This is a genomic window from Spirosoma validum, assembly GCF_014699035.1.
Taxonomy (GTDB): Bacteria; Bacteroidota; Bacteroidia; order Cytophagales; family Spirosomataceae; genus Spirosoma; species Spirosoma validum.
The window spans coordinates 228,275-252,559 of the sequence record NZ_JACXAA010000003.1 but is presented as its reverse complement, the minus strand read 5'-3'; the positions used below and the strand labels follow the sequence as shown (position 1 = coordinate 252,559).

25 protein-coding genes are annotated in these 24,285 nt (G+C 48.6%); 8 read left to right on the top strand and 17 right to left on the bottom strand.

The window, feature by feature from the left end:
- The first annotated feature begins 45 nt into the window (after positions 1 to 45).
- The gene (locus IC230_RS09820; protein ID WP_191038815.1) at positions 46 to 720 is read left to right on the top strand and encodes an EboA domain-containing protein; all 675 of its coding nucleotides are present in this window, start codon (positions 46 to 48) and stop codon (positions 718 to 720) included.
- Between the two features lie 17 nt (positions 721 to 737).
- Here IC230_RS09820 and IC230_RS09815 read toward each other — a convergent pair whose 3' ends face one another.
- Positions 738 to 1,397 (bottom strand): porin family protein, encoded by a 660-nt coding sequence (locus IC230_RS09815; RefSeq protein WP_191038814.1) that lies wholly within the window; start codon positions 1,395 to 1,397, stop codon positions 738 to 740.
- Positions 1,398 to 1,403: 6 nt separating this feature from the next.
- A complete protein-coding gene (locus IC230_RS09810; protein ID WP_191038813.1) occupies positions 1,404 to 2,072 on the bottom strand; it encodes a DUF4136 domain-containing protein in 669 nt (222 codons plus the stop codon).
- A gap of 239 nt (positions 2,073 to 2,311) precedes the next feature.
- Between IC230_RS09810 and IC230_RS09805 the strand changes: the two genes are divergently transcribed.
- Together IC230_RS09805 and eboC are read left to right on the top strand one after the other, a co-directional pair.
- Positions 2,312 to 3,244, top strand: coding sequence for a TatD family hydrolase (locus tag IC230_RS09805; protein ID WP_191038812.1), 933 nt, complete (start codon positions 2,312 to 2,314; stop codon positions 3,242 to 3,244).
- 82 nt (positions 3,245 to 3,326) lie between these two features.
- Complete coding sequence (eboC, locus tag IC230_RS09800) at positions 3,327 to 4,202, top strand: UbiA-like protein EboC (protein WP_191038811.1); 876 nt, start codon at positions 3,327 to 3,329, stop codon at positions 4,200 to 4,202.
- Positions 4,203 to 4,276: 74 nt separating this feature from the next.
- Here the strand turns inward: eboC and IC230_RS09795 are convergent, their stop codons facing one another.
- From IC230_RS09795 to IC230_RS09740, 12 genes are all read right to left on the bottom strand, one after another.
- The gene (locus tag IC230_RS09795) at positions 4,277 to 4,708 is read right to left on the bottom strand and encodes a BrxA/BrxB family bacilliredoxin (protein ID WP_191038810.1); all 432 of its coding nucleotides are present in this window, start codon (positions 4,706 to 4,708) and stop codon (positions 4,277 to 4,279) included.
- A 99-nt stretch (positions 4,709 to 4,807) separates the two neighbouring features.
- Complete coding sequence (locus tag IC230_RS09790) at positions 4,808 to 5,119, bottom strand: DUF59 domain-containing protein (protein WP_191038809.1); 312 nt, start codon at positions 5,117 to 5,119, stop codon at positions 4,808 to 4,810.
- Positions 5,120 to 5,129: 10 nt separating this feature from the next.
- The gene (locus IC230_RS09785; RefSeq protein ID WP_191038808.1) at positions 5,130 to 5,558 is read right to left on the bottom strand and encodes a SufE family protein; all 429 of its coding nucleotides are present in this window, start codon (positions 5,556 to 5,558) and stop codon (positions 5,130 to 5,132) included.
- 2 nt (positions 5,559 to 5,560) lie between these two features.
- Complete coding sequence (locus tag IC230_RS34765; RefSeq protein ID WP_191038807.1) at positions 5,561 to 5,857, bottom strand: type II toxin-antitoxin system RelE/ParE family toxin; 297 nt, start codon at positions 5,855 to 5,857, stop codon at positions 5,561 to 5,563.
- Positions 5,836 to 6,027 (bottom strand): hypothetical protein, encoded by a 192-nt coding sequence (locus tag IC230_RS09775; protein ID WP_191038806.1) that lies wholly within the window; start codon positions 6,025 to 6,027, stop codon positions 5,836 to 5,838. The genes IC230_RS34765 and IC230_RS09775 overlap by 22 nt, the downstream gene beginning before the upstream one ends.
- A 27-nt stretch (positions 6,028 to 6,054) precedes the next feature.
- Positions 6,055 to 7,293, bottom strand: coding sequence for a cysteine desulfurase (locus IC230_RS09770; RefSeq protein ID WP_191038805.1), 1,239 nt, complete (start codon positions 7,291 to 7,293; stop codon positions 6,055 to 6,057).
- 185 nt (positions 7,294 to 7,478) lie between these two features.
- Positions 7,479 to 8,651 carry a methionine aminotransferase gene (locus tag IC230_RS09765; protein ID WP_191038804.1) on the bottom strand — a complete coding sequence of 391 codons (1,173 nt, stop codon included), beginning with the start codon at positions 8,649 to 8,651 and terminating at the stop codon, positions 7,479 to 7,481.
- A 44-nt stretch (positions 8,652 to 8,695) separates the two neighbouring features.
- Positions 8,696 to 8,974 (bottom strand): hypothetical protein, encoded by a 279-nt coding sequence (locus IC230_RS09760; protein WP_191038803.1) that lies wholly within the window; start codon positions 8,972 to 8,974, stop codon positions 8,696 to 8,698.
- Between the two features lie 17 nt (positions 8,975 to 8,991).
- Complete coding sequence (locus tag IC230_RS09755; protein WP_191038802.1) at positions 8,992 to 9,924, bottom strand: DUF1684 domain-containing protein; 933 nt, start codon at positions 9,922 to 9,924, stop codon at positions 8,992 to 8,994.
- The gene (locus IC230_RS09750; protein WP_191038801.1) at positions 9,911 to 10,537 is read right to left on the bottom strand and encodes a peroxiredoxin family protein; all 627 of its coding nucleotides are present in this window, start codon (positions 10,535 to 10,537) and stop codon (positions 9,911 to 9,913) included. Before IC230_RS09750 ends, IC230_RS09755 begins: the two co-directional genes overlap by 14 nt.
- 12 nt (positions 10,538 to 10,549) lie before the next feature.
- Positions 10,550 to 11,800 (bottom strand): sterol desaturase family protein, encoded by a 1,251-nt coding sequence (locus IC230_RS09745; protein WP_191038800.1) that lies wholly within the window; start codon positions 11,798 to 11,800, stop codon positions 10,550 to 10,552.
- Between the two features lie 83 nt (positions 11,801 to 11,883).
- Positions 11,884 to 12,702 carry a phytanoyl-CoA dioxygenase family protein gene (locus IC230_RS09740; protein WP_191038799.1) on the bottom strand — a complete coding sequence of 273 codons (819 nt, stop codon included), beginning with the start codon at positions 12,700 to 12,702 and terminating at the stop codon, positions 11,884 to 11,886.
- Between the two features lie 424 nt (positions 12,703 to 13,126).
- On the opposite strand from IC230_RS09740, the gene IC230_RS09735 reads away from it, so the two are divergent.
- The 3 genes from IC230_RS09735 to IC230_RS09725 all read left to right on the top strand — a co-directional run bounded on the left by IC230_RS09735 (position 13,127) and on the right by IC230_RS09725 (position 18,753).
- Entirely contained in the window at positions 13,127 to 16,276 is a 3,150-nt protein-coding gene (locus IC230_RS09735; protein ID WP_191038798.1) for a SusC/RagA family TonB-linked outer membrane protein, read from the top strand.
- Between the two features lie 27 nt (positions 16,277 to 16,303).
- A complete protein-coding gene (locus IC230_RS09730; RefSeq protein ID WP_191038797.1) occupies positions 16,304 to 17,845 on the top strand; it encodes a SusD/RagB family nutrient-binding outer membrane lipoprotein in 1,542 nt (513 codons plus the stop codon).
- Between the two features lie 275 nt (positions 17,846 to 18,120).
- A complete protein-coding gene (locus tag IC230_RS09725) occupies positions 18,121 to 18,753 on the top strand; it encodes a hypothetical protein (protein WP_191038796.1) in 633 nt (210 codons plus the stop codon).
- A gap of 105 nt (positions 18,754 to 18,858) precedes the next feature.
- Here IC230_RS09725 and IC230_RS09720 read toward each other — a convergent pair whose 3' ends face one another.
- From IC230_RS09720 to IC230_RS09710, 3 genes are all read right to left on the bottom strand, one after another.
- Positions 18,859 to 19,131, bottom strand: coding sequence for a UBP-type zinc finger domain-containing protein (locus tag IC230_RS09720; protein ID WP_191038795.1), 273 nt, complete (start codon positions 19,129 to 19,131; stop codon positions 18,859 to 18,861).
- Positions 19,132 to 19,180: 49 nt separating this feature from the next.
- A complete protein-coding gene (locus IC230_RS09715) occupies positions 19,181 to 20,842 on the bottom strand; it encodes an FAD-dependent oxidoreductase (protein WP_191039292.1) in 1,662 nt (553 codons plus the stop codon).
- An 85-nt stretch (positions 20,843 to 20,927) separates the two neighbouring features.
- A complete protein-coding gene (locus tag IC230_RS09710) occupies positions 20,928 to 22,337 on the bottom strand; it encodes an ATP-binding protein (RefSeq protein WP_191038794.1) in 1,410 nt (469 codons plus the stop codon).
- Between the two features lie 152 nt (positions 22,338 to 22,489).
- On the opposite strand from IC230_RS09710, the gene IC230_RS09705 reads away from it, so the two are divergent.
- Entirely contained in the window at positions 22,490 to 23,413 is a 924-nt protein-coding gene (locus IC230_RS09705) for a ChaN family lipoprotein (RefSeq protein ID WP_191038793.1), read from the top strand.
- Positions 23,414 to 23,520: 107 nt separating this feature from the next.
- Positions 23,521 to 24,285: an SDR family NAD(P)-dependent oxidoreductase gene (locus tag IC230_RS09700; RefSeq protein ID WP_191038792.1), complete on the top strand. Its 765-nt coding sequence runs from the start codon at positions 23,521 to 23,523 to the stop codon at positions 24,283 to 24,285.

Below are 24,285 nucleotides of genomic sequence, written 5' to 3'. Positions count from 1 at the left end.
TTTTTGATAGAAAAGAGTAAGGATTCTCTCAGGTACCTTTGCATTATGAACATTTCTCAGATGAGCCAAACGCTGTTTTACCTGATTGAGCAGCAGGCTGATTCCGAAAAGGCAGTCAATTATCTTCGTCAGCAAACGGATGCGTTTCAGCAAAATCCGCAGCTTGCTACGTTCTACCGCGTTTTTACGGCTATTCCACGTTTTGTGAGTAAACAAACGATTACGGTTCCTACGGACATGGCTTTTGCGCTCGAACGCATCCGTCCGGGTTTTACCGTTACAGGTTGGACGCTGGATCGACTGGCACGCGTGTGGTGGTTGCTTCAACTTCCTGCTGATGATCAACAGACCTACACCAAAACGATTTCGCAACTGTTTAAAGCCGGTGAACTGAACGAATTAGTGGCCCTATACTCAGCTTTACCCGTACTGGCGTATCCGGAGAGCTGGCGATTTCAGGCGACCGAAGGCATTCGAAACAACATCGCGGATGTCCAGTCAGCCATCATGCTGCACAATCCATACCCAGCTGATTACTTCGACGAAGCCGCCTGGAACCAGATGATTCTGAAAGCATTCTTCACGGACAAAGACGTAACGCAGATCGTCGGTCTGGCTGAACATAAAAACGCCCGGCTGGCTCAAACGCTAACGGACTATGCCGCCGAACGTCGGGCTGCCGGGCGAAGTTTACCGCCGAATATTGACTTGCTGATGTAGCCTGGCCGGGCTACAGATTAATAGAACCGGTACGTTATCCCGGCCGATAGCATCAATGACGGACTGCTACCTTTGAGCAGATCGTAATTGAAGAAAATGTTCTGATACTGCGCCTGAATCTCAGCGCCCAGTCCCTGCTCACGTCGACCATAGTATTTCAGTCCAACAGCTGGCGCAATGGCCCCTTTAAAGCCCGTTTTCTGATCGGCGAACGGACCGAAATAGTTCGTGTAATCGACATAGGCTCCACCACCCGCAAATTGGACGTACGGTCGGATGGCAGCGGCATTGTCGGCAAAATAGTACGACAGCGAGACCATTGCCGGAATAACTGATAGCGTTCGGGTTTGTACCGACGAAATGTCCTGTACGCTGTTGCCATCTATATACGTATAGAGCTGCCGTCCTAACCGTTGTTTCGTATACTGATAGCCCGTTTTCAATCCGATCGAAAACTGTTTGGGAAACAACCATTCGCCCTCTAATGCAAAGTTCGTAGGCGAAACCTTATCGATGTATCCTTTTTGGCCACCCATCGGCAGTGACAGACCATATCGGGCCGATACGTTGAATGTAACGTACCGGTCGTAGATCGACGACTCGTATTCATTTCTGTATTGTGCCCAGGCCGCCGTTGTCAGGCATAGCAGGGCAATGATTGCGGTTATGCGTTTCATGGCGTCTTAGCGGGTTGCCTGTAAATAAGAGGATTGATTGAAAATAGCCGTTACTGCCGTATCGACCGACTGTGTATCGGTGATATCGGTACCACGAATCGTAGCATCGTAAATGACGTTCACCTGCTGCTGACCGCTGCCCGTCGCCGGGTTATTTTTCAGATCGACCATTTGAATTTCCCAGTACTGATCCGTCACCTGATAAGTGTAATAGCTCGGATAGTAGTAACCACCCAAGCCACCTAATCCTCCCAGCCCGCCATACCCCCAGTAATTTGAGTAATAGGAATATGGGTTGCTGGCAATTCCGGTGTACAGGTTGTTAACGCGAATAATCGCAACGCCCAGATCAGCCGTCTGTCCTTTAGTGACGCGTTGAAATCCTTTGGCTGTTAACGCGGCTGCTACGTTTGTGACAAACCGATCCGAAATACTGTTTTTCACGGCGGCATAACTATCGTTCGACTGAATGATAACCGAATCGGGCAGGCTAAACGTTTTGTACTGACCAAAGTTGACAGAACGGTCGTAGTTTGTAATGTAGACGGGCGTATCCGTCGGACTTAAATCGTTGATCGCATTCTCGCGACAGGCGGTAAGTGCCCCGCCCAGTGTTAGCAGTAGGATCGCCCAGAGGCTCCCTTTTCCTAACCGAAGATGATGAAGCAGATTCATGGTTGAATTTGTTGTTGTACTAATTATACAACGAACAGATCAAAGCGAAGTTTGCTTAAGCTCAATTAAAATCTGACTAAAGTCATACGGAACGAGGGCAAATTTTCGAGAACTTTGCAGGCTATGAAGCTAATCTAGCCAACAGTAAGGTACCACGGGTTTTAACCCGTATTAATCACTGGAAGTACGGTTGAAACCCGTGGTACCTTTACTTAATCAATACCTAACAGAAACGCATTATGGATTTTATGGATTCGATTCGGGGTATGTCATTTTTTGATATGCACGTTCACATGACCTCCCGAACCACAGATGATTATCAGGCAATGGCCGATGCAGGCGTAGTGGCCTTGATCGAACCGGCCTTCTGGCTGGGTCAGCCTCGTACGGGCGTCGACTCCTTCCGGGATTACTTTGCGAGTCTGGTAGGCTGGGAGCGGTTTCGCGCGTCGCAATTTGGTATTCGTCATTACTGCACCATCGGATTGAATTCCAAAGAAGCCAATCAGGAAGAACTGGCCGAACAGGTTATGGAAATTCTTCCCTTGTTCATCTATAAAGAAGGGGTAGTTGGCGTCGGCGAAATAGGTTTTGATGATCAGACGGCCGCTGAAGACAAGTATTACCGGGCTCAGCTGGAACTGGCGAAGGAGGCCAATCTACCTGTGCAGATCCACACGCCCCACCGCGACAAAAAACAGGGAACCAGCCGTAGTATGGATATTGCGCTGGAGCATGGGCTGGAGCCGGGCATGGTCATCGTTGATCATAACAATGAGGAAACGGTTCGTGAAGTGCTGGACCGCGGTTTCTGGGCGGGCTTCACGATTTATCCGTTTACCAAAATGGGTAATGAACGTATGGTTGAGGTAGTTAAACAGTACGGTCCCGAACGGATCATGATCAACTCCGCAGCCGACTGGGGTATCAGCGACCCCCTGGCTGTACCGAAAACAGCAGCTTTAATGAAGCAACGCGGCATTTCGGATGAAGCGATCCGGCTCGTTACGTTTACGAATGCCGTTACGGCTTTCGCTCAAAGCGGGCAGCTTAGCCTCGACGAACTTACGCAACCCATGGGCATCGACCAGAGTCAACGGTTTAATGGCAGTTCCGTTCTGCGCGGTGGTCAGGCGCCAAGAGTAGATAAAGAATCAACGATCATTAAATGAAGAGTGTAGAGTGTAGAATAAAAGCTGACGCATAATCATTCTTTGCTCTTTATTCTTCACTCTACACTCTTCATTCTTCACTATGTTTAAAGCGCTTCTTTCCCTCACTCGTCCGGCCAATCTCGTCACGGCGATTGCGGATGTGTTGGCCGGCATGGCTATTGCAGGGTATTTTGTAATTCCGAATCCAGCGCCTGCGCCGGTCGGCTGGCTCAGTTTGGCAACCGTCTGTCTGTACGGCGGGGGAGTCGTGTTCAACGACGTTTTCGACGCTGAGTTAGACGCCGTCGAGCGGCCCGAGCGACCTATACCGAGCGGTGTCGTTAGTAAAAGCGTTGCTACGTTGCTGGGAACGCTCCTGCTGATTCTGGGAATTGGTACGTCGTTTATGGTGAATCAAACAGCAGGCTTTCTGGCCATCGGTATTGCTGTATCCTCGCTTGTCTATGATCGATTCGGCAAGCATCACAACTGGCTGGGGCCCGTTAACATGGGTTTGTGCCGAGGGCTGAATTTGCTACTGGGAGTTAGCATTCTGCCCGACCAGGTACTGCCGTGGGTTTGGGTTGGCATCGTACCGATTATCTACATTGCGGCCATCACCATGATTAGCCGGGGCGAAGTGCACGGCGGTAATACCACAACGTTACGTGCCGCTGGCTTGCTCTACGCACTCGTTATTGGCTGTGTAGCGGCACTAGCGCAACGGCAGCAACAGTTAGGTACCGCCTTGCCCTTCTTATTAATATTCGGGTATTTTATTTTTCCGCCACTCTGGCGAGCCGTGAAAGAGCCAATTGGCCGAAATATCGGTCTGGCCGTAAAAGCGGGCGTACTATCACTGATCGTCATGAATGCCGCCTGGGTAGCCGCATTTGCGTCATTTCCGCTGGCACTACTGGTTTGCTGCCTGTTGCCACTATCCCGGTTACTGGCAAAGGTATTTGCCGTAACGTAACGCCGAAGCTCCGGCTTCGGGAGTGAAGAGGCTTCTCTTACACTCCCGAAGCCGGAGCTTCGATACTACGATTGTTACGCGTTCGCGGGCGTACAGAACTCTTCCAACGCCATTTCGAGATGCTGAGCAATCATCTGTGCCGACCGGCCTTCGATGTGGTGCCGCTCGATGAAATGAACCAGATCACCATCCTTGAAAATGCCAATTGCAGGCGACGAAGGAGGATAAGGTAGCAGGTATTCCCGCATCTTAGCCACAGCTTCCAGATCACCACCCGCAAATACGGTCACCATTTTATCAGGCTTCACAGGGCTAGCTGCTAAAGCGGCTTTGACACCCGGACGAGCCGCACCAGCGGCACAACCGCATACCGAATTTACCACAACGAGCATGGTACCTTCGGCGTTTTCCATAGTGTTCACTACGTCATCGGCAGTGGTCAATTCTTCAAACCCGACGCTGGTCAGGTCTTCCCGCATTGGGATAAGCAAATGAGGAGGATACATAAGTACTGTATGATTTTGAAAGTATGATTTACGATTTTGGGGAGATGACGAAGTTTGAACTAAGATTGAAATCATCAATCGCAATTCAAAAATTACCGATCACATAAATCCCAGTTCTAATTTAGCAACTTCCGACATAAGTTCGGTTGAGTAGGGTGGATCGAAGGTTAATTCAACGCTTACGTCGTTTACACCCTCAATAGCCCGCACCTTCTCTTCGATCTCAGCCGGAATAGAACCTGCCGACGGGCAGGACGGTGAAGTCAGTGTCATTAGAATGTACACATTATTCACCGGAAATATCTTGATGTCGTAGATCAGGCCTAGTTCGTATACATCAACCGGAATTTCGGGATCATATACGCCTTTGAGCGCCAGTACAACTTGTTCTTTCAGTTCTTCGTCTGTCATGACACAACTATTAAACAGTTTTTTCGGTGTATGCACGACCGAAAGCTTTCATCCGTTCGATCATCGAGGCCAGCCCACCGGCCCGCAACGACGTAATCAGGTTTCCCATACCTACTCTCGGAATAAAATAGAGATCTGCTCTGGCAATATCTTCAGGTTTTTCGCCCGATAAAACCCGGATCAGCAAACTAACCAACCCCTTCGAGATTTGAGCAGTTGGTTCGCTATCCCCATAAAAATACAGTCTATCGTCTTTTAGTTCAGCATCGACCCATACTTTCGACTGACACCCCATAATTCGATTTTCATCGGTTTTCTGGGCTTCAGGCATAGGTGGCAATTTTTTACCTAAATCAATGATGTATTGCGTCTTGTCGAGTTGATCATCGAACAAGTCAAACTCTTCGATGATCTCGTCCTGTTTTTCATTAATAGTCATATTCAAAGTTTACCTAACTGGCTGGACTGATGCCGTATAGCTATTATGGTTATTGTATCTTGGAGATATATGTACAGCAAACGATAATTCCCAATCAATAACTCCCGAAGATGAGTCAGTTCTTTCTCTGGGACTTTACGCCCCATTTCCGGGAATGATTCAAGTAAACCAAGCTTTTTCGTCAATTCATTCGACCAATTATCAACATAAACCGACGATGATCGTGAGAGGTAATGCAAAACATCCCACAAGTCCTCTTTTGCTTCGTCTTTCCAAATTATCGGCTTGCCTGAATCCATTCTTTCATTTCACGCATGACATCTTCATTTTTATGGCCCTTTTCCTGGCCAATTTCTTCCATGGCACGTCCATAGCGATCAAGAATGATGAGCCGTTCAACCGCTTCGTCAAGCGATATTTTTTCCGGTAACTGGCGGAAAGATTCAACAATAGCAGCAGTACTAATCATAGGACTAACTAACAGTTTACACGTTTATTACAACATCATTTTCTGAACCCGGCGCAGACCTTGTACGAGTCGGTCAATTTCATCTCTGGTGTTATAAACCGCAAACGATGCCCGCGTAGTTCCGGCAATACCAAAGCGTTGCATCAATGGCATGGTGCAGTGGTGTCCCGTCCGAACGGCAATGCCCTGCTGATCCAGAATGACACCCGTATCCTGGTGATGAATACCATCAAGCACAAATGAAATGACCCCAATTTTATGCTTGGCCTGCCCAATGATACGTAGTCCGTCGAGTTCATTAAGCTGTTCCGTAGCGTATTGAAGCAAGTCGTCTTCATGGGCAGCAATATTTTCCTTACCCAAACCAGCCATATATTCCAGCGCGGTTTTAACGGCTACGACGTCGGCAATATTAGGCGTGCCAGCTTCAAATTTATAGGGCAAGTCGTTGTACGTCGTTTTAGCAAACGTCACTTCTTTGATCATCTCGCCCCCACCCCGATATGGCGGCATAGCATCCAGGATTTCTTTCTTGCCGTATAAAACTCCCATACCCGTCGGGCCGTAGAGTTTGTGCGCCGACAGTACGTAGAAGTCAGCATCAAGCGCTTGTACATCGATGTCAAGGTGTGAGCTGGCCTGTGCGCCATCGATCAGCACAACAGCACCAACTTCGTGGGCTTTATCGATAATGGTTTTGACCGGATTGATCGTGCCCAGCGAATTCGATACGTGTACGCACGATACCAGCTTGGTACGTTCAGACAAGAGCTTTTCGTACTCCTCCAGAATCAGTTCGCCGTTGTCATCTACCGGGATAACCTTCAGCACGCATCCTTTTTCTTCGCAAAGCATCTGCCAGGGAACGATGTTAGAATGGTGCTCCATCGTTGAAATAATGATCTCATCGCCTTCTTTCAGAAACCGACGACCGTAAGTCTGAGCAACTAGGTTAATGCCATCCGTCGTGCCGTACGTAAAGATTATTTCCTGCCAGTGCTTCGCATTCAGAAACTCCTGAACGGCCCGTCGTGATGCTTCAAAAGCGGCCGTAGCCTGCTCAGCCAGATGGTGAATTCCCCGGTGAATATTCGCATTATAACCTTCGTAATAACGAGTCAGAGCGTTAATAACCGGAATCGGTTTCTGGTTGGTAGCGGCATTATCGAGATACACCAGTGGTCGTCCGTTGACTTCCTGATCGAGTATCGGAAAGTCCTGGCGAATTTTTTGAATATCAAGCGTATGATCTATGGTCGGCTGCATAAGGTATTAAAAGCGGGGAGCAACGAAAACTAAACGAATCTATCTAGAAAACGTAAAGTAGGCTGTATTAGGTTCGATAAACAGCAAATGATAAGGTACAACGGTCGGCCGCACTGGTACCACGGACTTCAGTCCGTTTTTAGACTCACTCAAAAACGGACTGAAGTCCGTGGTACCAGTGCAACTTATAATCGACTCAGCCGCTCGGCAGCTTCCTGCAAAATGGCGTCGTCTTTGGCAAAGCAGAAACGAAGGATCTGGTAGTCGTTTTTTCGATTGTAAAACACTGAAACCGGAATGGATGCTACGCCAATTTCTTTGGTCAGACGTATTGCCAGATCATAGTCCGGCTCGTCGGTGATGGCGGCATAGGAAACCGTCTGGAAGAAACTGCCTTCGGCGGGCGTGAACGTAAAGCGGGAGCCGCGCAGACCGTCCAGAAACAAATCGCGCTTACGCTGGTAGAAATCGGGCAGTTTCCGATAGTGATCCGGTTGTTTCAGGTAATCGGCCAGAGCGTACTGAATCGGTGTAACGGTACTAAAGGTTAAATACTGGTGAATCTTCCGAAATTCGGTTGTCAGTTCCATTGGGGCCAGGCAGTAGCCGATTTTCCAGCCAGTGACGTGAAAGGTTTTCCCGAATGATCCCACGACGAACGTCCGCTCCTGCAATTCGGGATGGGTCATCAGCGAATGGTGAACCCGTCCATCGAACAGGATGTGCTCATAAACCTCATCGCTGACAATCCAGATATCGCGGTCGCGGATGAGGTCGGCCAGTTGATTCAGGTCGTTACGTGTCCAGACGTGCCCCGTGGGATTATGGGGTGTATTGACCAGAACTAACCGGGTCTTATCGGTAATTTTTTCGGCAACCCGTTGCCAGTCGATGGCGTAATCCGGTGGTGTCAGCGTTACGTAAATGGGAACTCCGCCGTTCAATTCGATAGCAGGTACGTAGCTATCGTAGGCTGGTTCAAAGACGAGTACCTCATCACCGGGACGGATCACCGCTGTAAGAGCCGCGAAAATGGCTTCGGTCGCACCCGACGTAACGGTTACTTCTGTGTCTGGATCATACGCTACGTTATACTGCTCAAATGTTTTCTGCGCCAGCGATTCGCGCAATGCAGGAACACCCGTCATCGGCGCGTACTGGTTAAACCCATTCCGTAAATAGTACTCAACCAGCGACACTAATTCGGGCGAACAATCAAAACCCGGAAATCCCTGCGACAGATTAATCGCTCCCGTCTCGGTAGCCAGTTTCGACATAACCGTGAAAATGGTCGTGCCAACGTTGGGGAGCTTTGACGAAAGGCCTGTTGTTGATAAAGTAGGTATTATTTTATGCATTATGATCTGAATTCGTCGGGTTACAACCGGCGCAAAAGAATAGCTTATAAGTAATCTGGCAGTACGTTACCCAGTAAAATTTTATCAAGATACGGTTCCAGTTCATTCGTATCGCCTAGTAAACGTACTAACGTAACGTCATACCGACGCTGGCAGACCCAGGTTTCTACAAAAAAAGAATTGACTGCATACAGATGCAGCCAAAAGCCCGGCAGTCGCCGGGCTTCGAGCAGTACGCCACGCTGCCAGACAAGATTTAACTGTTCCTGATAGGATAAACGCTGAAAAGAAGCCGCTCCGTCATGATTTCGTTCGCTCTGCATGAGAAACTTCCCTCGTCTTAATGATCACCGTAACGTTTCTCTCCGGCTGTAACGGCAAGCGTTAGTTTGTTTTGCTTCGGCGGTAATGGACAGGTGGCATACGTAGTGAAAGCGCAGGGCGGGTTAATCGCCTGATTAAAATCGAGCGTCGTTACGCCCTCTGAATCGGCTTTGTCAGCGTACAGAAATCGACCAGCGCCATACGTATTGTGGGCATTGGTAGGATCACCGAACAGAATGAATAGCTTTTCCTCTTCACCAACCGCATCCAAACGATACGTTTTCCCGCCTTTCTCAAAAACAAGTGTACCCACTAATGGCGTCTGCGTCACCTGGCCCAATACGTTTATGATCGGAATGATTTTGGGCGTACTGGGTTTTTCCAGTTTCGCTTTGATCCGCCAGCTTTCGTCAACGGGAAAGCGGTCGATCGAATGAAATTCTTTCAGCAACGGACTGTCCAGATCGCGTAGCCGGATGCCGTATTTGTCACCCCGTTTAATAGTTACCCACCGCAATGATCCATTAGCCAAAACCGCTGGCTTATTGTCAGCCGAGAAAACGACTAACGGTTCCGTTACGGACTTTCCATCGACCGATACGTCAGCGCCAAACTTCGGCTCAAAACGAACTTCACCGTTATTTAGCTCAAGCACGCCCAGCTCAGTCGAAGCATTAGCTGCAGGAAACGGTACGTCGAAATCGGAACCCCGTCCCAACGAATTTTTACCTTCCTTTAGCCAGAATAAACCCGCCAGATTCAGCCAGCCGTTTTCGCTTTTAAGTGAGTTTACGCGCTTTTGATGCCATTCCTCAATCTGTGCTTTGTAGGCTGGACTGTCGGCGATTTGTCGAAAGCCTACAATCGATATCATGGTCAGTAGCCATAAGCCGAAAAAACAGCTTGAGTACGGATTCAATGCCTTCGGAGATCGTTTAGCGCGTTTCATAATGAGCAATGTTAAGGTCACGAACAACATCGAAAATAGCATCCTGATCGAGCGGACGATCAAAATTTTCATCCAAGAAATGGTAGGCAATCCGGCGATCCAGACCGATTACGTAAAGTGCCGGCGTAAAAGCCTCCTCAGAAATACCTGATACCCGTTCCCAAACAGGATCATCTTCGCTATATACGCCAAACCGTTGCGCAACGGTTGACTCTGCAGCGTAGGCCACCCGGAAATCCAGACCCTTTACCTGCCGTTCCAGCGTTTTAGGCGACTCATTTGAGAAAACCACCAAATCAGCGCCTGCCAGCAACAGATTCTGATGTAATTGAACCAGCGAGTTTAGGTAAGGCAGGGCATAACGGCCCCAGCATGGGCAATAAAAACTAACGACTAAAGGCCGGACGCTGACCAGATCCAGTACCGACGTAGTGCGCTCAGATCCATTCTGGGCGAAAACCGAGGCCCGCCAATTATTGGGCGCTCCGGCAAGGCTAAAAAAAGGGGCCGGATCGCCCGTTACCAACGGTCGTATCCGTTCTGTTCGGGTGCGGTCCAGCGTACTGCTAACGGCTCGAATGTCGCCTAGTTCATTTTCAAATTCAAGTGTCATGTTTATTGTTGTCTATAAATTTTTATCGACGGAACGTAGTCCCAATCCGTAAACCAATTGAAAATAGCGTTTCTGCAGAAGCGAGAAATATGCCCAAAGTGATAGTGCTCCGATGTAGCCCAGTATGATCAGTATAGGATCGCCCAATAAACCATATATAGCCAACCAAAGCACCCCTACCCGACCAATTTCCAGATAAAGCACCCACTGCCGTTGCTCGAGTAAGGCCCCACAGTTGATCAGGGTAAGCAATATGAACAGAGCCGTTAAGAACTGAAGATAAGTTGGTACGTATTGATCAAACAACAGAAGTGTGAACAGGATCACTAGCGTAGCGGCTAATTGCCCGGCAACGTATCCCCGAAAGCGTCGGCTCTTATAGTGAGCAGCGGAGCGTTCAATGGCGCTGGCCGATAAAAACCGGCTTTCCAGTTCCTGCCGAATAGTTGGATCGACGGCATCGGGTTTTCCAAACAATATGGCTAGTTTCGCCGACCAGCCCGTTGCTCTACCCGCTGCGACCAACACTTCAAGCAGGCCATGAAAATGTTGCCACAAAAAGCTGTGACTGTCGAGTGGCTTCGTCAATCCGTATACAGGTTCTTCGTTCTCTTCGGCGAACGTACCAAACAGTTTGTCCCAGATGATAAACATGTCGCCATAGTTCTTATCCAGATACTGCGGATTGCTGGCGTGATGAACCCGGTGATGCGAGGGCGTAACCAGGATGTATTCGAGCCAGCCTAATTTGCCAATGGTTCGGGTATGGATAAAGAATGGGTATAAGCCATGTACGAGAAGAATCGTGGTGATCATTTCGGCCGGAAAACCGATAACCGGTAGAATTGCCCAAAATCCCGTCCGTACGGCAGCTTGAAAGACCGTGATACGTGCCGATACGGTGTAGTTAAAATCTTCGCTCTGGTGGTGAACGACATGTACTGCCCAGAATACGTTAATTTCATGCGCCAGCCGATGATACCAATACCAGACAAAATCCGTCGCGATCAACAACCCAATCCATCCCCAGGCATTCGCTGGAATCTCGAACAGAGCGTAGTGCTCATGCAGATACTTATAGACGAAATAGAAAATACCAACCGTAAAACTGTCCAGCAATCGTTCCGCAATGCCGACATTGAGATTCGCGACGGAATTATTGAAATGAAAGTAATTTTTCTTCTGCCATTTCGCCACAAGATATTCCAGTCCCATAAAGAACAGAAACAGCGGAACCGCGAAAGCAAGCCAGTTGAAATGCATGAGTTAATTAGTATAGAAGCGCAAGGTATTACGTCTCATGGCTGAATACGTTTACCCTCAGACGGTTAGCTGTAAAGCATACATTATCGAAGAATTTTAGCGCCTAATCGATGATAAAATGGCGTTTTACTGGCTGCGTTCTTAGGCTGATATTCGCCCGTAACAAGCGGGATATACATCACCCGACGACGACTTTCAGCACCCAGATTCGGCGACTGTTCGACCCGGTGCCACAAACTACCGTTGTGAATGGTCAGGTCGCCCGCTTCGATGTCGAACCCGACTTCGCGGGGATCGGGTCGGTGATCAATAAATTGACGTTTACGGAAGAGCGTTAGCAGTGTATTTTGCTTATGCGTGCCGGGCAAGACTCGTAATCCACCATTAGTCATTGGGCAATCGTCCAGATGCAAACCCACGTTGAGCATGGGCCGGATACGTTGTCCCAGGAACAAATCGCGCGGGCTATCGGTGTGCCAGCCCATACGGGAAAAATTACTCTCTGGTGTGCGGACGTAGTGGTTCACAACTAAACCGTCCTTTTCTTCTTCGCCGATACGTCCGTTATAAGGTTGCAATAGTGGAGTCAGCGCTTTGAGCCGCTCATCCTGCAAAAACTCATGCAGCGCCGGGCTGAACAGGGAGGCAAAAGCGAAGCGTTGCACAATCAACTGGCCATTTTCATCACGCCCAAATTTGATGGGTATACCGTTGATCTTATCGACTTTTTCGGCAATCCAATTGGCTTCGACACGCTGCAGTTCCCGCAGAAAAAGTTTTACTACGTCGCGATCAACAAAGTTTTTGATGTGGAGGAAGCCGTTTTTATCAAAGAAAGCCGTTTGCTCAGCTGTTAACGCGAAAGAAGATTGAACGGCAACCGGATTTTTAGTAAGTACCATTGACGTAAGAATTAAGGTTTAATACATTTACTATACAGATTAAGTATAGTATTTTTTTTTATAAAAAAGCAAACATGGTGTTTGCCTGACAAGTGGATTCAGAAAGAACTAGGCTAATAACTTATTCTGGAAGCAAATTCAACAACATCTATTCATCATCGTAGGCATGACGAAGGAGACAACGTAAGCATTTCGATGCTCAAAAATTGCTGGTTGTTGATCAGATTTCATACGAAGAATAAGATGAAATGATATACTCTTTTAGATTGATAGGCAAAGGTGATTAGTGAGTTTCACTTTTCCAAATTTTTTCATGCGTTTGTGCAAAAAGTAGTAGATACGCTTAATTTCGGGCTTTTGTATTTTTTCAATTAAAGCAGAACATTTTGTCTTATTCGATTAATAACTCAATTTTCTATCCTTCATGAAACACGCTGTACAAACGAAGGTCAGCATCTGTAGCGTATTGCTCTGGATTGCTTTCCTGATTACACAGGTTGCTCAAGCTCAGGACCGTCGGGTCACGGGTAAGGTCATTTCTGGCGCCGACCAGAAAGCCATTCCGGGAGCAACCGTTCTGCTACGTAACTCAACGAGTGGTACCACAACCGATGCAGAAGGTAATTTCGCCATTGCCGCCCCGGCCAACGCAGTACTGGTTATTAGTGCCATTGGCTTTAGTGGTCAGGACGTTACTCTGGGAAACCAGACACAAATAACGGTTACACTCCAGGAGTCGGCTCAGAACCTTAACGAAATTGTCGTTACGGCTCTGGGAATCAAAAAGGAATCGAAAAAGCTGGGCTATGCTACAGCAACTGTCAATACAGAGCAGATTACGGTTAACCGGACAACTAACCTGGGCAACAGTTTGCAGGGCAAAATAGCGGGCGTAAACGTTACAGCACCAACGGGTGGCCCAGGAGGCACGGCCAAAATTCGGATTCGGGGGCAATCGTCGTTTAAAGGCGATAATTCTCCGCTTATTATCGTAAATGGCGTTCCCATCAATAACTCTAATTTCTCGAGTCGGCAGGGCGATACAGATGGCACAGCAAACCGGAGCGGATCAGCTGCGGATGGGGGCGATGGCTTACAGAGTGTTAACCAGGACGATATTGAAACTATGACCGTTTTGAAAGGATCGACAGCGGCTGCCCTTTACGGCTTCCGGGCAAAGGATGGCGCTATCGTCATTACGACCAAAACCGGTCGTCGGAACGCAGGCATTGGTGTCGAAGTGAACTCGAATTTCACGGCCGATCAGGCGCTGGATTACACCGATTTCCAGTACGAATACGGACAGGGTGAATTCGGCAAACGCCCTACAACGGTTGGCGAGGCCCAGAGTTCGGGGGTTTTCAGTTTCGGGGAGCGAATCGATGGCAAACCAACGTACCAGTTCGACGGAGTTATGCGTCCTTACGAAGCCAGTCGCGACCGGATCAAGAAGTTCTATCGCACAGGCAGTACGTTCACGAACACGGTAGCGCTGTCGGGTGGCAGTGACAAGGGTGGGTTTCGGATCTCGTTTTCGAATACGGACGCCAACGCTATAATTCCGAACTCTGATTTCCACAAGAAAATTTTCAATGTTGGTCTGAATTACAATTTCACCCCTAAGTTTTCAGCCCAGGTAAACGCCAACTACTCTAATGAGTATAACCACAATCCACCCCAGATTGGGTTGCAGGATCTGAACGCGAATACGACGGTCTATACCACGGCCACAACAGTCGATATGTATACGTTGCGGGATAATCGCTACGATGCCAATGGTAATGAACTAGCAACATCACGGTTTACGAATCGGAACAATCCGTATTGGGTAGCCTATGACCGCGCGGAAAACGTACGTCGTGATCGACTGTTTGGCAATGCCTCGCTACGGTATCAGTTCAATGACTGGTTGTATGTTCAGGGCCGTATCGGGCAGGATTATTACACGCGACCGTATGATTTCAACAGACCTACCGGCACTCGCTCTTTATCAGCAGCTGCAACGGGTTTCAATGGCTACTATTATCAGGAAGTGATTACGTTCCGGGAACGGAATCTGGACTTCCTGCTGGGTGCTAACCGTACGTTCGGTAATTTTGGAATCGACCTAACGCTGGGTGGCAATCAGTTGCAGCAGATCTATACGAACAACAATGCATCAGCCACAAACTTCTATATCCGGGGTCTATACACGATTCAGAATGGTCAGGCTAAGGACCCGCAGTACGCTTATAGCCGCAAACAGGTTAATTCGTTATATGGAGCCTCTGAATTCTCGTTCAAGAATTTTCTGTTTGTCAACGTAACAGCCCGGAACGACTGGTTTTCGACACTCGCTCAATCCAGTTACCTCTACCCCTCTGTTAGCGGAAGTTTGGTATTAAGTGACGCGCTTAAAACCCGCCCGACCTGGTTGAACTACGCTAAAGTTAGAGCAGCCTATGCCGTGGTCGGGGGCGACACCGATCCTTACCAAAATGCGCTGTTCTACGGACTAAATGCCAATACGTTGCAGGGTCAGGGGTTGGGGTTCATCACAACCAATACCAGTCCGAACGCCAACCTGCGTCCGCTTAAAATCAAAGAAGCCGAAGTTGGTCTCGAATTACGAGCGCTGAACAGTCGTATCAATCTGGACCTGGCTGTCTATCAGAAAAACACAGTAGACGAAATCCTGAATGTTGATATTTCGACGGCTTCAGGCTACGACAAAACCAAAGTAAACGTGGGTCGCTTACGTAACCAGGGTGTTGAAATGCTGTTAACGCTGGTGCCTGTTAAAAATAACAATCTTACCTGGGAGACGACTTTCAACGTAACGTACAACGAAAGCAAAGTACTCGAACTAGCCAATGGTCAGCAACGGCTTAAAGTCGGTCAGGGCGATTTCTTTGGCGAAGTCTGGCATGAAGTCGGTTTACCAATGGCTTCGTTGCGGGGTATTGCCTACAAGCGTGATCCACAGGGACGTATCATTACCGCGGCTGGCAAACCCGTGGCTGGCGATATTACCACCTTTGGCACGGCAATCCCAAAATACACGGGTGGTTGGTTAAACACCTTTACGTACAAGGGTTTCCGCGTCTTCGCGCAAATTGACTTTAAAGCCGGTCATAAGCTGCTTTCCAACTCGAATCTGAACTTCCTCCGGCATGGTTTGTCGCAGGAATCGTTAGTTGGCCGGGAAGGGGGTGTCCTGTTTGATGGCGTAAACGAAGTGAAGAACGCATCGGGAGGTACAGAGTATACACCTAACACGACCCGGGTTGAAGCCGAAGATTTTTACTCCAGCTACCGCAGTACCAACAATACCGAGCGATTTGTTTACAACGCCAGTTTTGTGCGCTGGCGGGCCTTATCGATTGGTTACGACCTCTCGCGGTTTGTTAATAAGTCGTTTATCAAAGGCTTGAACGTTTCAGCCATTTGCAATAACGTACTGCTAATCAAAAAATACGTAGACAATCTTGATCCCGAAGCGTTGGCGGGTGCCTCCGATAACATTCAGGGCATTGAAACCCACTCGCTGCCAACAACGCGCAGCTATGGCGTTAACGTAAATCTGAAATTCTAAGGACAACCCATCTACAGCTATTTAGTCATGAAAAAAATACATTATATCCTGGCAGGTGCTCTTTTGCTAACCAGCCTGAGCGGGTGCGATAAAGGATTTGAGGAGGTGAATCGAAATCCAGTACAGTCAACGAATATTGACCCAATTTATCTGTTCTCCAATGCGCAGTACACTACGACATTTTCTGCTCAGACAATTATGTATGAAGAGGCCATTGTTCAGCAGATTTACACGCCTTTTGGGGGTGTAAATAACGGCGGGAATTATAATCAGGACAACCGCACCAACACAATGGTCAATTGGAATTTCTTCTACAGCGGAACGGGAAATGGCAATAACGGGCCGATAAAGCTGCTGGCCGACGTAATGAACCAGACCAAATCGGATGCCAACCGTAGCAACCTATACAATATGGCCCGGATCTGGAAAGTCTACGTTTTTCAGGTGCTGGTTGATTCCTATGGCGATGTTCCCTACTCACAGGCCGGGCAGGCGTATACGCAGTCTACCTATTTGCCTAAGTACGATAACCAGCAGGATATTTATAACGATCTGCTGAACGAACTCGATCAGGCCACCGCAGCACTGGATGCCAGTAAACGGGTTGAAACGGGTGATCTGTACTTTAAAGGAAATATCGCTCAGTGGAAAAAACTAGGTTACTCGCTGATGCTACGTGTAGCGATGCGACTCTCGAAAGTCGATGCCGCCAAAGCCCAGTCGTTTGTTCAGAAAGCCGTTGCCGGAGGAGTGATGCAATCCAACGACGATAACGTCAAAATTCAGTACACCAGCATCTTTCCCAGCCCAACGAGTAATCTGTGGAATGGTACAGAGAAAGCTAATTTTTACCTGGCCCAGCCGTTTGTCAATTACCTGAAACAAACGAATGACCCACGCCTGAAACCCATCGCGACCAAATATGCTGAGCCATCAAAAGACCCCAGCGGAACAACGGAAGATAATACGCCAGCCAATCAGATCGGGTTTCCAATTGGTTACGACAACGGTAACGTTAGCACGGCACCAGGTTATCCGGGTAACGTAGGCTCGGGTGGCTGGAAATATTCGCAGCTTAACCGACGTACCGTCGCGAAGGTAGACGCACCACAGCATTACATTACGTATGCACAAACGCAACTACTCCTGGCCGAAGCGGCCCAACGCGGTTGGACAACGGGTAGCGCAGCCACTTTCTACACGAACGGTGTTACGGCTCATATGAACCAGATGAAGGAATACGATGCCTCTGCTACTATTGCAGCCACCGACATCACGGCTTATCTGACGGCGAATCCATTCGACGCAACCAAAGCGCTGGAACAGATCAATACCCAGTACTGGGTGGCTTCTTTCCTGAACGGACCCGAAGCGTTTGCCAATTTTCGGCGAAGTGGCTTCCCGACCCTAACGCCCAATCCGTATCCCGGCAAGACGATAGCTGGTACGTTTATTCGCCGGCTAACGTATCCGTTGAGCGAAAAATCAGTTAACGCCGATAACTACAATGCAGCCGTTAGTCGCCAAGGCGCTGATGACTTAGATACGCGCGTATTCTGGGACAAATAAGCTGACCGATTTACTTCCTGTTCTACACAAACAAGCTCAACCTTTCTGGTTGAGCTTGTTTGTTTTATGTTAACGGATAAAACGACAAAGACTGTCTTTTGGAATATCAATGAGCTTTAGAAACAATTAGTCTACAGCAAGACGTATATTTTTGCTTAAAAAGGTAGTTAATTTAGACCCGTTAAAACTGGTCACACTTTTTCCTTAAAAAAATCGCACCAGCAGCATAGGGTGTTTGGGTAGCTTGCCGCAGTTTTTTACTCCTCAAATATTCTATGAAAATCTCCCTATTAATTCTCCCCATGATGGTTGCGGGTTGTTTAGTAACCAGCACCAACCTCCAAGCTCAAAGTGGATTTAAACTCAACGTTGCGGCTGGGTTTGCCAAATTTCAGAAGGCATCTAAATTCAGCAGCAGCGATCAACCCAAGGGTGGTTTGGTTTACAGCATCGAACCCCAATTCGGTTTAGGCAGCAATCTGGATATTGGTCTGCGCTTCGAACAGGCGTTTATCAAACGTCCCGAAATACTCGATGAAGTATTGCTCTATCAGAGCCAGTCACAATCGATTCTATCAGGTGTGCTGACGCTAACGTATCGGATTGGTACTAGTTCAACTGTACAACCATATATTGGGGTAGGCGCAGGCGCATATTATACGGCTAAGAGTGATCAGACCTTTTACGATACCATGAACAGTTTCTACGAATACCCTCTACCTGCTACAGCCAAGATAGGCGGTTTAGGTCGCGTGGGGTTGGCACTTGGTCCTATCACGCTGGAAGGTGCCTATAATCTGGTCAGTAATACGAGTATCACAAATACAGTTGCCCGGAAAATGTTAGTAGGTCAGAATTCATACTTTAGTCTAAAAGCGGGTTACACATTCGGGCGATCATCCCGTTAACAGACAATCGACTGAGTAGGCGTTTATTCAACGGTGGAATTCGGCAAGCTGTCGGTACGTGCTTATATTCACATAAAAAGCGCGTACTGACAGCTTGCTTCTTGTTTAGTACGAAGCCATTTGTTCATCAACGTAACACCATAGCCATCGCTCACCTGGTTCGGCAGAGGCAATAACGGGATGACCGCTGGCGTGAAAATGCTTCATTGCGTGTTTATTGGGCGAATCGTCGCAACAGAGCGTGACACCACAGGTCTGGCAGGTACGCAAATGAACCCAGGAATCGCCGGTTTTGACACATTCTTCGCAGATATGTTCCCTGGCAGTACGTAGTTCGTTTAAGTTAGTGAGGTGTTCGCAGATGGTTCGTTTAAGCATAGTAGTATGTGGCCTGGCTAACGTAACGCGAGTGGGAGCCCGCGCTACGTTAGCTTTCTGCCAGGTATTTATGAACAAAACTCACGGCCATAGCCCCCTCTCCTACCGCTGACGCTACGCGGTTCATGGCGCCAGCCCGAACGTCGCCAGCGGCAAAAATACCGGCACTACAGGTTTCGAGGGCAAAGGGCTCCCGATCGTATCGCCAGACCTTTTTGAAGTCTGCATATTTAGCCAGATCCCGACCCGTAGCGATAAAGCCTTTCGGGTCTTTTATGATGTCCATCTCGATCCAGTCAGTGAGGGGTTTCGTACCAATAAAGACAAACAACCCGGCGGCCGGTACGGTTTTTCGCTCTTTTGAATCCATATTTTCCAGCACCAGACATTCCAGCCGTTCGTTTCCCAAAGCTTCAACAATCTCTGTACAGCCCAACACCGTGATGTTTGGCGTATTCGCAATCTGATCGATCAGATATTGTGACATCGTTTCGGTCAGGTCAGGACGTCGTACACAAATAAATACCTCTGATGCTGTTCTGGATAGATACATGGCGCCCTGACCCGCTGAATTTCCACCGCCGACAATGTACACCGGCTTTCCTTTGAAGGCATACGCTTCGGTTGTGGCGGCTCCGTAATACACCCCAGCCCCGGTAAATTTCTCTAAACTTTCGTTCTCCAGTTTGTGGTATGCTACGCCTGTGCTGAGTATGATCGCGCGGGCTACCACTTCACTCCCATCGACCATACTGATGTGCTTGTATTGCCCCTGCGATTTAATCGACATCACCTCCTGCGGGGCCAGGAACTCCACACCAAAGCGTTGTGCCTGCGTAATCGCTCTACGAGTTAAATCGGCCCCGCTCAAGCCATTCGGAAAGCCAAGGTAATTTTCGATTCGGGAACTCGTACCCGCCTGTCCGCCCGGTGCCCGTTTGTCAATCATAACCGTTTTCAACCCTTCAGAACCCCCATAAACCGCAGCAGCCAATCCGGCAGGACCTGCGCCTATAATGGCCAGATCATATAAACTCTGCGACGCTTTAGGCTTCAGCCCTAGTTTTTCTCCCAGATCACTAATAGTCGGCTGAGTCAATATTGAGCCATCTTCAAGCACAACGGCAGGCAAATCTTTAGTGCTGACATCGTGCAGGTCGAGTAGTTCCTGAGCCTTAGGGTCGCTTTCAATATCAAGCCAGCGATACGGAAATAAATTACCCGCCATGAAATCCTTTAGTTCATGTGAACGGGGCGAAAACTGGTAGCCGATTAATTTTAAGCCCTCATGACCAGGTCGAAAATCCGATTGCCAGTCGTCCAGTAAATCATCGAGAACCGGATACAATTTTTCTTCGGGGGGGTCCCAGGGTTTGGCAATGTAATAATCGAGCTGCACTTGATTGATGGCCCGTACGGCCGCATCAATGTCCGAATAAGCCGTCAGCAAAGCCCGTTTGGCATTCGGGAATAGCTTGCGAGCCTCTGTCAGAAATTCGACCCCGGTCATGTCGGGCATCCGCTGATCGGAGAGGAACAGTGCCACTTCTTCACCCTTCTTCTTTAATTCCGGCAACGTATCGAGCGCTTCCCGGGCCGAACTGGTGGCAAGAATACGGTATTTTTTCCGGTACTGTTTTCGCAAATCCTGCTGGATTGCCTGCAATACCTGTTGATCGTCGTCGATGGAGAAAATGATAGGAAGCTTCATTTGAATGATGACCGGGTCGCCGGTGCGATTATGAATTGTGAATGCTAAATGACAGGCCATAGACCTATTCATCGTTTATCATTCATCATTGAACTGGAAGGCATATACTGAACTCAGTACGGCCGGGTTTTGAGTTAACTTTAATGGAACCGTTATGGTGTTTTATAACGCCCTGGACAATGTCGAGTCCAAGACCCGTACCTTTTCCAATGGGTTTTGTCGTGAAAAACGGCTCGAAAATTTTATCCTGAATATCAGCCGGAATACCCGGACCATTGTCAATCACTTTCGTCAGCACAAACTCCAATCCTTCGGCCTGGCGGTCGGGCTGGCTGCTGATTTCTAATTTTCCGCCGTCGGGCATGGCATCAATAGCATTGTCGATAAGGTTGGTCCAGACCTGGTTTAGTTCGCCGGGCCATCCACAAACAGTGGGCAGCCCATCGGGAATCAGTACGTTTAATTCAATGTGCTTGCTTTTGACTTTGTGTTCCAGCAGCGTTAACGTATTGCGGATACCCTCGCCGAGCTGAACGACTTCTTTACCCCCGCCCCGATCCATGTGCGTGTAGTTTTTGATGGAATTAACCAGCATGGCGATTCGCTTGGACGCTTCGCCAATATCAAGCACCAGTTTTTCTGTCACTAAATTATTGACGATCCAGTTTACGACGCCTACCAGATTCTCATCACCAATTTTTTCCAGAAGCCAGTCCAGATCATCAACCGAGACCCCAAACTCCACTAATGGCCCGGCAAGATCCAAACTGTCATCAATTCCGTGATCATCGAGCCAATCGGTTAAGTCATCTTCCCGACTGCTACGTTCCAGCAACGTCAACGGCTTTTTGACATCAGCCGCTAATTGCTGATCGACTTTCCCGAAAAATACCGTCCGTACCGAATCGACCTGCTCATCAGTCAGGTCGAGGCTCATGACCGTTTTAAAGGCTTCCGGCGTAGCACGCAGATGTGATTTGAGCGTATCGACAGAACGTACTACGGCCGCCACTGGATTGTTCAGCTCATGCGCAAGACCCGCCGACAATCGTCCCAGCGAAGCCATTTTTTCGGTCTGTTGCGTCATTTTTGTAAAGTCACGAACGCGGGTCGTCATCTGGTGCACAAAGGCTTCGGTCAGTTCGTAGCACGTATGGATCAAGTCCCGCAGATGATCGCGATGCAGTTGGAGAACGTGAGCTTGTTTCTCCGCAATCAGACGGCTCGGGAACTTCTTCATCCGCGAAAAGGGTAGCATCCCCAGAATGGACTGAGTCTCGTAGATGATTTCATCGCCAGCCCCGTTGGCGCCGACATCAATTCGAATACGACCGTCCAGAAGCAGAATCAAATAATCGACCGGCTCATTCGCTTTGTGGATAACCGTCTCACGGGGAAACGTTACCTCTTCAGCGCGGTCAATAAACCACTGAAGCTGTTCGTCGGGAACAGCTTCAAAAGCCGGAAATAAACGGAGGTTTTCTACTAAATTCATGTTTATAGGAAAAGACCGGCTTCTGCCAGACAACCAACTAAATATACACGCAATTGGTTACAGAACGAATCTGATCCGCTATATTCTCCTCATTTTGCAGATTATTGCTGCTTTATTGCTGACTTACAACCTTTAAAATCTCCGCCCATCGCATGCGCATTGCCCTCTTGCTACTCTGTCTAACCGCTTTTGCCTTCCGAACCCGACTGGACGGCCCCGACAAACCCGCGTACCGGTTATACACCCCTAAATTAAAAGCTACTACGTACATAAAACTGTTGCGTCAGGCTGCCGACGCTGACGTTGTGTTATTTGGTGAGCTACATAACAACCCAATTTGCCACTGGTTGGAATTGCAGTTGACGAAGGATCTTCAGTCAGAGAAAAAAGGCAACCTGGTGCTGGGAGCGGAAATGTTTGAAGCCGATAATCAAACGGCCTTAAGTGATTACGTACAGGGACGTACCACCGGTAAGGAATTAGCTCAGCAGGCCCGGCTTTGGCAAAATTATGATACCGATTATAAACCCATTGCCGATTTTGCCCGCGAACAGCACATTCCATTTATAGCCACCAACGTACCACGTCGCTACGCCCGTCAGGTGTCGCGCCAGGGGTTGGCCTCTCTTGATACCATATCGGCTGAGGGGAAGCGCCAAATGGCTCCACTTCCATTAACCGTCGATCTGACATTGCCGGGTTATGAGGGTATGATGAAGATGATGTCCGAATCCGCGCATGGTGGCAGCTCGAGCTCATCAGCGGCAAATCCACAGGGCGCAACTACCGACATGACCGCTAATTTTGCCCGTGCTCAGGCCATTAAAGATGCCACGATGGCCCATTTTATCCTGCAAAATCTGAAGCCGGGTCAGACCATGCTTCATTTCAACGGCGATTATCATTCAAAAAACTTCGAGGGCATTGTCTGGTATCTGCGGAAACAACGTCCTGACTTGAAGATTGTCACCCTATCGTCCGTCGAAACACCCGATCCTGACAAGCCAGAACGCGAAAATCAAAACCTGGCCGATTTTGTTCTGGCGATTCCGGCCGATATGACCAAGACGTATTAAGCGTTTCGTTCGATAAGTTTTTGGGATTTTTCTAACTACACTATGTTTCAATGATCAAACTCTTTCACCAAACGGTACTGAAAGACTGGGCATGAAACGTACTCTATATGATTAAAGACTTATTCAATTTAACCGGTAAAAATGCACTCGTGACAGGTTCGAGCCAGGGGATTGGACAGGCCATTGCACTGGCTTTAGCCGAATTTGGCGCTAACGTAATCGTTCATAACCGAAAGGGTGACGAAGAGGCCCAGAAAGTAGCGGATCAGATTCGGCAGCAGGGTGGCAAAAGTGCGGTTATCGGCGTCGAACTGTCGGAACCTGGTGCTATTGATCAGTTATTTGACCAGGCCACAAAACCGTTTGGTCCAATCGATATTCTGGTGGCTAACGCATCCGTTCAATTACCTGAGGAATGGGATGAAACAACCCCCGATCAGTTTGACCAGCAGGTGAACGCCAACTGGAAATCGACACTGCTGATGATGCAGCAATTTTCCCCCAGTATGATCGAGCGCGGCTGGGGACGAATTCTGACCATCGGGAGCGTACAGGAAGAGAAACCGCATCCAGCCATGATCGTCTATGCGGGTACGAAAGCGGCCATTGCCAACACCGTACGGAATCTGGCACTACAGCTTGCCGCAACGGGCGTAACGGTCAATAACCTGTCGCCCGGCGTTATCGACACCCCCCGCATCGAGGAACCCACCCCACCGATCTCCGAAGAAATTGGCAAGCGTATGACGATCCCCAACGGCTCCGCCGGCCAACCGGACGATATTGCCGCAATGGCCGTTCTCCTCAGCTCCGATGCTGGCCGTTACATTACGGGCCAAACAATTTTTGTGGATGGAGGAATGAGCTTATAA